The organism is Halorubrum sp. SP9, assembly GCF_005435015.1.
Lineage (GTDB): Archaea > Halobacteriota > Halobacteria > Halobacteriales > Haloferacaceae > Halorubrum > Halorubrum sodomense.
The window spans coordinates 66503-78964 of sequence record NZ_SGXU01000002.1; the positions used below are offsets into that span (position 1 = coordinate 66503).

13 protein-coding genes and 1 tRNA gene are annotated in these 12462 nt (G+C 70.8%); 3 read left to right on the plus strand and 11 right to left on the minus strand.

The features are described 5' to 3' along the window. The first annotated feature begins 76 nt into the window (after positions 1–76). Complete coding sequence (locus EXE45_RS02090; RefSeq protein WP_092920101.1) at positions 77–484, plus strand: DoxX family protein; 408 nt, start codon at positions 77–79, stop codon at positions 482–484. Positions 485–852: 368 nt separating this feature from the next. Here EXE45_RS02090 and EXE45_RS02095 read toward each other — a convergent pair whose 3' ends face one another. The 5 genes from EXE45_RS02095 to EXE45_RS02115 form a co-directional block, all read right to left on the minus strand. After that, the gene (locus EXE45_RS02095; protein ID WP_092920100.1) at positions 853–1935 is read right to left on the minus strand and encodes a CNNM domain-containing protein; all 1083 of its coding nucleotides are present in this window, start codon (positions 1933–1935) and stop codon (positions 853–855) included. 81 nt (positions 1936–2016) lie between these two features. After that, entirely contained in the window at positions 2017–3339 is a 1323-nt protein-coding gene (hisS, locus tag EXE45_RS02100; RefSeq protein WP_137693391.1) for a histidine--tRNA ligase, read from the minus strand. 101 nt (positions 3340–3440) lie between these two features. After that, positions 3441–3671: a hypothetical protein gene (locus tag EXE45_RS02105; protein ID WP_137693392.1), complete on the minus strand. Its 231-nt coding sequence runs from the start codon at positions 3669–3671 to the stop codon at positions 3441–3443. 101 nt (positions 3672–3772) lie between these two features. Next, positions 3773–4366, minus strand: coding sequence for an asparagine synthase-related protein (locus tag EXE45_RS02110; RefSeq protein WP_092920097.1), 594 nt, complete (start codon positions 4364–4366; stop codon positions 3773–3775). Then, positions 4367–4720 carry a DNA-binding protein gene (locus tag EXE45_RS02115; RefSeq protein WP_092920096.1) on the minus strand — a complete coding sequence of 118 codons (354 nt, stop codon included), beginning with the start codon at positions 4718–4720 and terminating at the stop codon, positions 4367–4369. It abuts the gene before it with no gap. Between the two features lie 142 nt (positions 4721–4862). Here EXE45_RS02115 and EXE45_RS02120 point away from each other — a divergent pair, with 142 nt between their 5' ends. Then, positions 4863–6008, plus strand: a complete 1146-nt coding sequence (locus EXE45_RS02120; RefSeq protein ID WP_137693393.1) for a 60S ribosomal export protein NMD3 — start codon at positions 4863–4865, stop codon at positions 6006–6008. A gap of 131 nt (positions 6009–6139) precedes the next feature. Here the strand turns inward: EXE45_RS02120 and EXE45_RS02125 are convergent, their stop codons facing one another. From EXE45_RS02125 to EXE45_RS02145, 5 genes are all read right to left on the minus strand, one after another. Beyond that, on the minus strand, positions 6140–6331 hold the full coding sequence (locus tag EXE45_RS02125) for a UPF0175 family protein (RefSeq protein WP_092920094.1): 192 nt from the start codon (positions 6329–6331) through the stop codon (positions 6140–6142). A gap of 304 nt (positions 6332–6635) precedes the next feature. Then, positions 6636–8540: a helicase C-terminal domain-containing protein gene (locus EXE45_RS02130; protein ID WP_137693394.1), complete on the minus strand. Its 1905-nt coding sequence runs from the start codon at positions 8538–8540 to the stop codon at positions 6636–6638. A gap of 90 nt (positions 8541–8630) precedes the next feature. Then, entirely contained in the window at positions 8631–9095 is a 465-nt protein-coding gene (locus EXE45_RS02135; RefSeq protein WP_137693395.1) for a DUF302 domain-containing protein, read from the minus strand. Positions 9096–9466: 371 nt separating this feature from the next. Beyond that, positions 9467–9541 (minus strand) — tRNA-Glu (locus tag EXE45_RS02140). A gap of 94 nt (positions 9542–9635) precedes the next feature. Further along, complete coding sequence (locus EXE45_RS02145) at positions 9636–10712, minus strand: M20/M25/M40 family metallo-hydrolase (protein ID WP_137693396.1); 1077 nt, start codon at positions 10710–10712, stop codon at positions 9636–9638. Positions 10713–10840: 128 nt separating this feature from the next. Between EXE45_RS02145 and EXE45_RS02150 the strand changes: the two genes are divergently transcribed. Then, positions 10841–11932: a zinc-dependent metalloprotease gene (locus tag EXE45_RS02150; protein ID WP_137693397.1), complete on the plus strand. Its 1092-nt coding sequence runs from the start codon at positions 10841–10843 to the stop codon at positions 11930–11932. A 12-nt stretch (positions 11933–11944) separates the two neighbouring features. Here the strand turns inward: EXE45_RS02150 and EXE45_RS02155 are convergent, their stop codons facing one another. Further along, positions 11945–12370: an SHOCT domain-containing protein gene (locus tag EXE45_RS02155; protein WP_137693398.1), complete on the minus strand. Its 426-nt coding sequence runs from the start codon at positions 12368–12370 to the stop codon at positions 11945–11947. Positions 12371–12462: the final 92 nt, after the last annotated feature.

The following is a 12462-nucleotide window of genomic DNA, read 5'->3' on the forward strand; positions in this document are numbered from 1 at the left end:
GGCACGCGACGGCCGACCGCGGCCCGACCCGCTCCCGGCGGGGCGATTTATGTGGGGCGCGGCCGTTGGTTATCACATGAGCGACGACACTAACGCGCCCGAGGCGAGCGAGGAGCGCGGCGCCCCCTCCCGGATCGGCCGGGTGCTGCTCGGGGTCGGCCTCGCCGCGCAGGCCTCCGAGGACTTCCGCGACATGGACGACACGATCGAGTACGCCGAGTCGGCGGGCGTCCCGATGCCGGATCTGGCCGCGCCGTTCGCCTCCGGCATGATGGTGGTCGCCGGAGTCGGGATCGCGCTCTGGCGGCTCCCGCGGGTTGCGACGGGCGCCGCGGTCGCGTTCCTGACGGTCGTGACCGCGACGATGCACGACTTCTGGAACGCCGACGAGGACGACAAGAGCGGCGAGCGGCTCGCCTTCTTCGGTAACCTCGCGATGCTCGGCGGCGCGCTGGTGTTCCTGCGCGAGGCGTACAAGAAGTGAGGGGGGGCGTGAAGTGGGGACCTGAGATGTTGGCTTCTCGTTTATAAATAGCTGCTCCCGGATCGGCTGAGAACACCGCCGAAGCCCCAGCCGCTCGGCGCTATGTGATCGACGACCCCGGGGTCAACACCGCCAAAGCCCCAGCCGAGAGGCGGGCGCACGCTCGCTGTGCTCCTCGTTCGTTCGCTTCGCTCACTCACTGCGGTGCTTACGTCGCCTGCGCCCGCCTCCCGGCTGCCCATTTGAATCCCACCGCGTACCGCACAGCACCTCACGCCTCCCCAGCCTCGTCGCTCACTACGTTCGCGACTCCCTCGCGCGTGCGGTCTCGCGCCCTTCGGGCGCTCACCGGCACGCGCCGCCGCGTCTTATTTTATAACATTACCAGCGTCCAGCGGGTCCTCTAACTGTCCCATCACCGCCTCCATCGCGTCCGTCGCGGTGATCAGCCCGACGACCTCGCCGTCCTCGATCACCAGAGCGAGCTCCTGTGACTCCGCCTGGAACTGGTCGAAGGCGTTGCTGACGCTCACGTCCGCCGAGACCGTCATCGGCGGGGCGGCGACGTCCGCGAACGACAGGTCGCCGTCCCGGAGCTCGTCGAACCGGCTCACGATGGAGGGGGCGTACACGATCCCCTCGAAGTCGTTCAGGTCGTCGCCGACGAGCGGAAAGCGGCTGTGCGGGGTGTCGCGGATCCGGTCGAGGTTCTCCTCGGCGGAGGCGGTCGTCGACAGCGAGACGATCTCGTCGGCGGGGGTCAACACCTCCCGCACGGCGAGTTCGCCGACGTCGAGCGCGTTGAGGACCTCCTCGCGGCGCTCCTCGGGGAGCTCGATCTCCTCCATCATCGAGCCGAGACGGTTGCGCAGCTGTGCGCGCGTCTCCAACACCTCCTCTTCGGCCTCCGTCCACGACCCGGTCATCTCGACGCCGAACAGCCCGAGCGTCGCCTTCGCGACCCAGTCGCCGAACTTGATCAGCGGCGAGATGAGCCACGCGAACCAGTACAGCGGCCGGGAGCCGTACCGGGCGACCTGCTTCGAGCGCTCGACGCCGAGGTACGTCGGGGTCTGCTCGCCGTGGGTGAGGTGGACCATGTTGATGAGGAAGAAGCCGAGCAGCGAGCCCGCGCCGGCGGACGCGAGCGCCGTGTTCTCGAATATCGGCGCGAAAAGCGCCGCGAGCCCCGGCTCGGCGACGATACCGAGCGCGATGGAGGTCCCGGAGATCCACACCTGACAGGTCGTCAGGTAGAACTCCAGGTCGTCGGTCATCTCCCAGGCGCGGCGGAGCCCGGGTGAGTCCATCTCCGATTCGGGGTACTGACGCAGGCGCGTCAGCCCGAACTCGATCGCCACGAAGTACGCGTTGATCAGGATGAGAGCGACGCCGGCCGCCACGCGAAGACCGATCTCGCCGGGAGCCATCGCCGTCGCGAGCGGGATCATCGTGCCCACGGTCCCGGCGCGCGATTGAAAAGCGTTGAGGGACCGGGCGGCCCCGCCGGACCGAGGCCGCGCGCCGCGGCGCTACGCGTAGTCCCCGTAGGTCGGCAGCCCCTCGTCCGGGGGGAACTCCTCGACCGAGACCGTCGTCTCGTCGCCGCTCGCCATGTCCTTCACGGTGTACTCGCCGTTCTCCAGGTCGCGCTCGCCGACGACCACGACCGTCTCGGCGTTGATCGAGTCCGCGTAGCCCAGCTGCGCGCCGAACGAGCGGTCGGAGACGTCCTGCTCGACGACCACGTCGTCGCCGAGCGCGCGGAGGTCGCTCGCGAGCGCGGCGGCCTCGCTCCGGGTGTCCCCCACCGAGAGGACGTAGTAGTCGGTCGCGAGCTCCTCGTCGGGCCAGACCCCGGCCCGCTGACAGAGGAGCTTCAGGGTGGCGTGGCCCGGCGCAACGCCGACCGCGGGCGTGGGCTGGCCGCCGAAGCTCTCGATGAGGTCGTCGTAGCGGCCGCCGCCGAAGACGGAGCGGGAGACCTCGCCGGTGGAGTCGAAGCACTCGAAGACGACGCCCGTGTAGTAGTCCAGCCCGCGGGCGGTCGTCAGCGACACCTCGCAGAACTCGCCCGCGCCGAAGTCGTCCGCGGCGGCCAGCACGTTCCGGAGGTTCTCGACCGCCGCTTCCACGTCCTCGCCGCCGGCCTCGGCGACCGCGTCGAGGTCGTCGACGGTCTCGACGCCCGAGATGAGGTCGTCGAAGTCGCGCGCGGTGTCGCGGGCGAGGCCGGCGTCTGAGAGCAGGCCGACGTACTCGCCGTCGTCGGCCTTCGCTCGCTTGTCGACCGCGCGGATCGCCGCCGCCGTGTCGACCGCTTCGGGGTCGGCGGCGAGCGAGCGCACGAGCCCGCCGAGGATGTCGCGGTGGGAGACGCGGAACTCGAAGTCGTCGCCGGTGAGCCCGAGGTCGGTCAGGGCGTCGGCGGCGACCGCGAGCACCTCGGCGTCGGCCTCGGGCGCCGACGAGCCGAACACGTCGACGTTCGTCTGGTAGAACTCGCGGAAGCGGCCCTGCTGGACCTGCTCGTAGCGCCAGAACGGGCGGGTGGAGACCCACTTGATCGGCTTCGACAGCTCCTGGCCCTTCGCGACGACCATCCGGGCGACGGTGGGGGTGAGCTCCGGCGTCATCGAGACGCCGCGGCCGCCCTTGTCCTCGAAGGCGTACAGCTCCTCGACGATCTCCTCGCCGGACTTGTCGACGTACATCTCCGTCCGCTCCAAGGCGGGGGTGGCGATCTCGCGGAAGCCGTGTCGGGCCGCCGCGTCCTCGATCGCGTCGGTCACCTCGCGCCGGGCGGACTGCTCGCCGGGATAGAAATCGCGGAATCCCTTGAGGCCGTCGTACATGAACGTCGGTTCGGTGAGGGCCCGCTTGAAAGCATCCCTTCCGCGCGCTCGGGCGCCGTCCGGCCGACCGGGGGCGAGGTCGGCGAACTCGGCGGCGGCGGTTACGACGTCCGGGTTCGCGGGTGGATCGGGTCCTCGTCGACGGACTCTCGTCGGTCGTTCTCCGGGGCTTCCTCCCGGTCGTCCGCCGGTTCGGCAGCGTCCGCGCCCGCCTCTCGGTCGACCGAGGGCGGGACTCGCGTCCGCGTCGCTACCGGTCGGGCGGCCGGCTCCTCGAAGGCCTCGGCGAGCGCGTCCCGTGCGTCCGCGGCGTCTCGTGGGTCGTCGACCATCGCGGCCGATCCTTGCGGACGAAGGGAGGAAACGCCGCTCGCACAGTAGCGAGGGTCTTTAACACGGGATCGGAGAACAGAGGCCCGACGCAGCGGGAGGGTCAGTCGTTCCGCCCGTGGACGTACGTCTGGTCGTGGTCCGGGAACACGTCGGTCACGGTCTCCTCGCCGTGCTCGTCCGCGATGAGCGTCCGGAGCTCGTCCTCGTAGTCCGCCTTGGGGACCTCCTCGCTCGGCCCCTGCTGGACGTCGAAGGTGGCGTCGACGAGCTGGTCGACGGCGTGGCGGCCGAACCCCGAGAGCGGCGAGATGTAGTCGATCCCGTTTCGGTCCTCGAGGCTCTGCGCCTGCGCCCGCGACACCGTCGGGACGCGGTCGTCGCGGCGCGTCCCGTCCGCGATGGCGTCGACGTCGAGCGCGGCGATGGTCTCTAACGCGTGCTCGTGGACCCGCTGGATCCCGTTCCGGGGGTACCCGTCCGCGACCATCGTCTCGGCGGCGCTCTCCGCCACCTCGCGGTCGAGGTCGACGCGCTCGAACGGGAACTCGAGCTCGGCGGCCGCCCGCTCGGCGTACTCCCAGTCGTCGGTGAGCCCGAAGCTCCCGGTGACGCAGCGGACGTCGTAGAACCGATCGAGGAGGTGAGCGGCGAGCGAGGAGTCTTTCCCGCCGCTGTACAGCAGCGCGAGCTCCATCTACCGTCGCTGGATATCGAAGCTCTGCTGTTCGGGCTGGAGTTCTTTGAGGAGCTCGCGCATCTGGTCCTCGTCGATCTGTCCCTGGACCCGTCCGCTCTGTGCCAGCGCGGCGACCTGCTGTTTCACCTTCTCGCCGAACTCGGGTTTCGACATCGCGACCGCGTTGAGCCGCTGGCGCGCGCCGTCGGTGAGGTGCTGTTTCAGCACCGCTTCCTGCTGGGCCTCGGCGCGCTCTTGGGCCTCCTGCTGGGCCTCGGCGTCGCCGCCGCCGCCCTGCTTGCGCTCGCGGAGCTCTTCCATCTTCTTCTCTCGCAGTTCTTCGAGTCGTTCGTCGTCGGGGTTGCCGCTCATACACGCCCGTTCTCGGTCCGTGCGAAAAACCATTTCGGCGGTCGCGACCCGCCCGTCTCGACCGGAACCGGTGTCGCGGTCGGCGGCACCCGGTCGACACGGTCCGCGCCGCTTAAACGGATCCTCGGCGTAGCCGGAGCCAATGAGCGAGTCGCGGGAGTTCTGTCCGCGCTGCGGCGACCCGGTCCCCGAGCGGCGCGACCCCCTCCCGGGCGAGCCGCGCGGGCGAGACGCGCTGCTCTGTGACGACTGCTACTTCGAGGACTTCGACTTGGTCGACGCGCCCGACCGGATCGAGGTGCTGGTGTGTTCCGGCTGCGGCGCCGTCAGGCGCGGCGAGTCGTGGCGCGACGTCGGCGCGCGCGACTACACCGACGTCGCCGTCGACGAGGTCGCGGAGGCGCTCGGCGTCCACGTCGACGCCGAGGACGTGGAGTGGGGCGTCGAGCCCGAGCAGGTCGACGAGAACAACGTGCGGATGCACTGCCGCTTCTCGGGCGTGGTGCGCGGCACGCTCCGCTCGGCGGAGGTGACGGTCCCCGTGAAGATCTCGCGGGGGACCTGCGACCGCTGCGGGCGCATCGCCGGGGGGTACTACGCCGGGATCGTTCAGGTCCGCGCGGACGAGCGCGACCTCACGCCGGCGGAGCGCGCGGCGGCCCTCGACATCGCCGAGGCGTACGTGGCCGACCAGGAGGCCGACGGCGACCGCGAGGCGTTCGTCACCGAGGTGAACGAGACGGACGACGGACCGGACATCAAGCTCTCCTCGAACCGGCTCGCGCAGAACGTCGCGACGCGGATCACGGAGTCGCTCGGCGGGAGCTTCGAGTCGTACCCGACGCTCGTCACCGAGGACGGCGACGGCAACGAGGTGTACCGCGTCACGTTCGCGGTCCGGCTCCCGAAGTACGCGGCAGGCGAGATCGTCGACCCCGAGGACGGCGACGGGCCGGTCCTCGTCACCGGCGTCTCCGGCCGCCTCCAGGGCGTTCGGCTCGCGACCGGCGAGGAGTACACCTCCGCGTTCGCTGACGCGGAGGCGCCCGACGCGACCCGACTCGGCACCCGCGAGGACGCGACGGAGACGACGGTCGTGACCGTCGAGGACGAGAACGCGATCCAGGTACTCGACCCGGTCACCTACGAGGCGAAGACCGTGCCGAACCCCGCGTTCGTCGACGGCGACGCCGAGTCGGTCCTCGCGTTCGAACACGACGGCGACGTTCACCTCGTGCCCGAAACGGGGACGGAGCCGGCCGCAACGTCACCGCGAAGCCGGGACTAGCGCCTCCCTCGCGGACCGGGTCGAACTCGTCTTGAGCGTTGCCCGCAGGAGAGACGAAACTGATCGTTCGTGGGAAGAGCGTCGCGAAAGCGGTCGGGCGCGTCGACGCGCCAGCGGGGACGTGTCGTCGGTCAGTCGGCGCGGGCGGGCCGTTCGCGGCCGAGGGCTGCGGCGCGCTCGGAATCGGTTACCTCGATGCCGCGGCGTTCGAGCTGCTCGATGAATTCGGCCTCGCTCAGCCCTGCCTGTGCGGCCGCCTGCGACAGCGTCAGGGTTCGCGCACCGTACAGCGTCAGCGCACTCGACAGCCCGTTCGTGGCCATACACCCAGTAGTCGCGTGAGGGATTATGAAGGTTACTACTTCATTGAGGGGCCTAGTACACCTTATACGATATATATTGACAGACGATCGGTACGGAGAGACTAATACAGCCCGCCTCTCGCTCCCCTCGCCCGCAGGAATTATACCGCTCTACGGCCGACACCCGGACATGGACAGACAACAGGTCATGGCCCTGTTCTTCGCGTTTCTCATGCTGAGCTCGATGGTCGCGTACGGCGTCTCGCTGCTGTAACGGGTTCCTCCGCGGTGCGGCTCGTCGCTCCCCGCGAGCCGCCGCGCCCTCTCAGCCGTCGCCCCACACGTCCGACAGGGGGTGGTCCTTCCGTCGGTCCGCGTCCCGCTCGGAGCGGGTCCGGACCGACTCGCCGTCGGCCGTGCCGCTGTCAGCGGTCGGGTCGCCGCCGCCGGCCTCCGAGTCGCCGTTGCCGCGAGACGAGCGATCCGCGTTCCCGCGCTCTGACCCGCCCGACCGTCGACTTCGCCGCCGCCCCGTTCCCGCGCCGTTCGAGGGCGACGCGTCGATTCCGGCGAGCGCGGCCTCGGGGTCGAACGCCGGCAGCGACGGGGGCGTCATCGCGTCGATCTGATCGCGGAACCACGACGGCGTGTCGGCCTCGGCGCGCTCGAACAGGTCGAGCAGGGAGTCGTCGGCGAGGTACGTCGCGCCGTAGTCGTCGGGCGACCGGACGACCCGGCCGCACGCCTGGATGACGGTACGCAGCGCGGTGCGGTGGTACCACGCCCACTGGCCGTCTTCGAGCCGGCGGGCGACCCGCGAGTCGTTCGTGTTCCGATACGGCGCCTTACACACCACCTGCCATCGACACAGGGCGTCCTTCAGGTCCAGCGCCTCCTCCATCTTCACGGAGACGAACACCTCCGGGTCCGAGCTCGACTTCCACGCCTCCAGCTCCGCGTCGCGATTCTGCCGATCGTGGCGCCTGACGCGCGCGGCGACGCCGAACTCGCCGAGGCGCTCGGTGAGCCGCTCGGCGATGTCGTACGAGTGCGCGTGGACGAGCCCCTTCTCGTCGGGATGTTCCGCCATCAGTCGGACGATCAGCCGGGCGATCTTCGGGGTCGTCTCGTCGCGGTGCTCGTACGTCATCGACCCCTGCGTCACGTCGTACAGCGGGCGGTTCGCGAGCGGGAACGTGTGCTCGACGTCGACGAGGGCGACGTCGGCGGGGTCGAGCCCGACGCCGCGGCAGAACGCCTCCTTCGAGAGGATCGTCGCCGACAGCAGCGCGAACCGGTTGCCGCGGTCCCACACCGTGTGCCTGAGGTACCGCGCGGGGTCGAGCGGCTTGATCGCTATCGTCGACTCCTCGCCGCCCGGCTGGTCGACGACCCACGTGGTCGGCGTCTCCGGATCGCGGTAATCCTCGAGGAACCAGCCGAGCTCGCCGATGAGTTCCTGAAGGCGGTCGCGTCGGGCGACCTCCTCGCGGTCGAGTTCCGGTCGCCCGACCAGCTCGTCTTTCGCGCGGATCGACACGTCGCGGAGGGTCTCGACGAACCGCGCGGTCCGGTCTATCGCGTCCTCCTCCGGGCCGGCGTCGGCCGCGACGTCGGGGACGCCGACGTCGTCCCACACCGGGACGCGCTCGGGCGAGATCTCGATGGTGGCGTACATCTCGGCCCACTCCGCGAGCCCGTGCGCCTCGTCGATCACGACCACGTCGCGCTTGCGGAACACCTCGGAGCCGGCGGTGCGCATGAAGTACGCGAGCGTCATGGCGGCGAAGCGGTTCCCGGAGGCGATGGCGCGGTCGGAGAAGTACGGACAGCGGTGCCGGATCGAGCAGTCGAACCCCTGCTGGCGCGCGCAGGGCGCGCGGTTCACGGGCGTGTCGTGCTCGCCCGGGAGCACGCAGTCGTAGTTCGACTTCCCGCGGATCACCGCGAGGTCGTCGAGCAGGTCGTCGGCCGCGACGTCGTCGATCTGCGACACCTGCGGGGTCGTGTAGTAGGCGCCGGTCGCCTCGCTCGGCGCCGCCTCGCCCGCGGTCTCGGCCGCGCCCATGATCGCCCGGGCGAGCAGCGACTTGCCGCTGCCCGTCGGCGCGCGCACCAGCACGACCCGGTTGCCCGCCGCGAAGGCGTCGCGGATGTCGTCGAGGGCCCGCTCCTGTGCGCCGCGGAAGCTCGGCGCGGGAAATTCGTCGGGGATCCGGCTCGAGTCCACACGACGCCCTCGCGCGCTGTCGGAATTAAACCCTCGCTTGGCGGCCGCCGTCGACCGAGCCGGCGACGGCGGGGCGGGCTCGGAGCGCGGTCACGCCTGCCCGTGCGTCTCGATGTTCTCCCAGACGATCGCCATCAGCTCGCCGGTCTTCGTCACGAGGTCCTCGACGGCGTTCTCGTCGACCCCGGCGGCCGACGCGCAGCCGAGGTCGCGGATCGCCTTCGTCGCCGACACGTGGTGGACGTGGACGCGGTCGTCGCCGGCGCGCTCGTACACGACGGTGGTACACGGAAGCATTCCCGCCAGGGTGGGGTCGATGCGCAGCGCGTCGTACGCGATTTCGGGGTGGCAGACGACGATCAGCGCCGTCCGCTCCACGTCGTCGTGGCCGAGCATCCCCTGGATCATCTCGTCGAGCCGCGTGACGCGCACCGTCTCGAAGTCGGCGAGCTCGTGTTCGAGCTGGACGAACGGCACCGCGTCCTCGAAGGGAATGTCGACGGTCGTGTGGAGCGCCTCGTCGGCGGTCGGCGCGGGGAGTGCGGCGTCGCTCATGAGAATCTCTCACACGCTACCCGGTGAAGTCCGTTTCGCCCTCCCAACACCTGCCGCTACCTTCGACGGGGAACTGCGACGCCGGGGCGCCGTCGCCCGACCGAGACGGACTCTGTCCGGCGGCCGCCCGTCGGGCGATGCGTGATCGAGTTCGAGCGGGCGGCCCGGCTACTCGTACGTCATCTGCGCGCTGGACGGCTCCCCGTTCGTCTGGTCGCGGCGCTGGCGCGGAGACGCGGCGGGATTCGAGCAGGAGGCGGTGTCGGTCGACAGCGGGGAAGCCGACGGCCGCGACCGAAGGGAGGCTCAGGGGACGCGCGACCGATAGGTTCGAGCCGCGCTCGTCGGGGTCACTCGCTTCGTCGAAGAAATGCTCCGGCTGGGATTCGAACCCAGGTCATCACCGTGAGAGGGTGATATGATTGGCCGGACTACACCACCAGAGCACGTCCGTTCGTCGCAATCTACGGTAGGAAAGACGATAGTAAAACAGTTCCGTTTCGACGCCGCCGTGCCCCGGTTTATCGTGGCGAGCCGCGTTCAGACGTCGACGGCGAACGGCTCCGGTCCGGGCTCGACGTCGCCCGCCGCCGCGCCGATCGCGGCGAGGAGGTCCGCGACCCCGTCGAGGTCGGTCGCGTCGATCACCTCGACCGGCGTGTGCATGTACCGGTTCGGGATCGAGACGTTGAGCGCGGGGGTTCCGCCCCGCACCGTGTAGAACGCGTCCGCGTCGGTGCCGGTGCGGGTGCCGGCGGCCTGAAGTTGGACGTCGACGTCGGCGGTCGCGGCCGCGTCGCGCGCGAGGTCGACGAGGACCGGGTGGTTCGCGCTGCCGCGTCCGATCACCGGACCGGCGCCGAGTTCGATCGGGCCGCGGCGCTCGCGGTCGACGTCCGGGTTGTCGGTGGCGTGCGTGACGTCGACCGCGACGAACGCGTCGACGTCCTCGAGGTCGACGCCGACCATCTGAGCGCCCCGGAGACCGACCTCCTCCTGAACGGTCGAAACCGCGTAGACGGTGGCGTCGACGTCCGCCTCGGTAGCCCGGCGAAGCCCCTCCGCGGCCGCCCACGCGCCGGCCCGGTTGTCGACTCCGCGGGCGGCGAGTCGGTCGCCGGCGAGGTCGCGAACGCCCGTCGAGAAGGTGACCGGGTCGCCGATCTCGACGTGGTCGCGCGCCTCCTCGGCGTCGTCGACGCCGATGTCGACGAACTGGCCGGCCACGTCCTCGTACTCGTCGTCGCCGCCGTCGCGGAGGTGGATCGCGGTCTGTCCGATGACCCCCTGGACCGGCTCCTCGGCGTGGACCGTGACGTGCTGGCCCTTCGAGACGGTGCGGTCGGCGCCGCCGATCCGCGCGATCCGGAGGAACCCCTCGTCGAGCACGTCGCGGACGATGAACCCGATCTCGTCGGCGTGGCCGGTGACGGCGACCGTCGGCGCGTCCGGGTCGCCCTCGTAGACCGCCGCGGCGTTGCCGTAGGCGTCGATGTCGACCCGCTCCGCGAACGCGTCGACGTAGTCGGTCCAGACCCGCTGGGCGGCCGTCTCGAACCCCGAGGGGCTCGGCGTCGCGAGGAGGTCGTCGAGGAACGCTCGGCGCTCGTCGTCCATGGACGAGGCTGTCGGCCGGCGAGCAAGAAAACACCGATATCGGGGATCCGCTCCGGAGGCCGGCGACGGCCGATCGGTACGGGGGCGACCGACGCAAGCGCTTTGAGGCGCCCGCCCGTCCGATCGACATGGACATCCTCCGAAGCGTCCGGGCGGTCGCCGAGGCCGAGGGGCCGGGCGTCGTCGACTGGGACCGGGCCGCGGCGGCCGCGAAGCGCGCCACGGACCCCGGATCGATCGCGCTCACCGACGCGGAGCGCGCCGGGTACGCGACCGACGTCCGCGACGCCCGATCGCGGCTGGCCGCGGTGGCGGGGATCGACTTCGACGTCCCCGACGCCGTCGAGGTCCAGAACCGACACCACTGGATCGACGCGAGCGTCGGCACCTTCCGACGCGTGATGGACCCGATCGAGGCGGCCGCGGTCGGCGACGGCGAGGAGGTCGGAGCGGTCGGGAATCCCGGGGCCGACTCGCTCGACGTGATGCCGGACAGCGCGCCCGGACCGATCGGGCCCGCGCCCGGCGCCGCGTTCGCGCGGGACCTCTCGCGGGTCGCCAACACGGGGTCGATGGCGTTCGCGCTGGGGTTCCTCGCGCGCAACGTCCTCGGTCAGTACGACCCGCTCCTGCTCGCTGACGAGCCGGACGCCGACCACGGGCTCTACTTCGTTCACCCGAACATCGTCGCGGTCGCGGACGCCTTAGACGTGGAGTACCCCCGGTTCCGCCGGTGGATCGCGTTCCACGAGGTGACCCACGCCGCCGAGTTCGGCGCGGCCCCGTGGCTCCCCGAGTACCTGGAGTCGCGCGTCGAGCGGGGGATCGAAGGGATGGTCGGCGGCGCTGGCGGCGTCGAGGGAACGGCCGGACGCGGGCTCGACCCCGACGCGTTCGCGGAGCTTCAGACCGCGATGACCGCGGTCGAGGGGTACGCAGAGGTGCTGATGGACCGCGCGTTCGACGACGAGTACGCGGACCTCCGGCGGAAACTGGACGAGCGCCGCGGCGGCGGCGGACCGGTGCGCCGACTCGCGCAGCGCCTCCTCGGGCTCGGCCTCAAGCGCCGCCAGTACGAGCGCGGCGCCGCCTTCTTCCGGCACGTCGCCGACGCGCGCGACATCGAGGCCGCGGGCGCCGTCTGGGAGCGCGCCGAGAACCTCCCGACCGCCGCGGAGATCGACGACCCCGAGGCGTGGCTCGTCCGGGTCGACCCCTGAGCGCGGGGCGAGTCACTCCAGTTCGAGGTCCCGTTCCCGGGGTTCCTCGCCCCGGTCGGACTCGATCCGGTCGAACCGCTCGTCGAGGTCCTCGGTCGCGAGCAGGCGGTCGAGTCTGCGCTCGAACTCGGCCTCGTCGATCTCGCCGGTCGCGTACCACTCGCGCAGCGCCGCGACCGGGTGGTCGGCCGCCGTCGCGTTCGTCGATCCGACGGTCTCGTCGGCAGGGGCCGCATCGTCGTCCGACGCGACGAGCGGGAAGTCCTCGCCGAGCACCAACACCAACGGGATCAGGATGAAGAACCCGGTGATGAACACGGCGGGGATCAGCGCTCCCAGGACGGTCGGGAGGAGGACGGCGAGAAGCGACGTGAGCCCGAACGAGAGGATCGCGATGAGGCCGATGAGCCGCTTCTTCTCGAACGTGGGGAGGGCCATGTGTCACGTACGCTGTCGCGCTGACAAAAGCGTACTGCCGGGGTGAGAGCCTCGACCGCCGGGCCGGTGTTCGCCCGCCCGCGACCGACGGC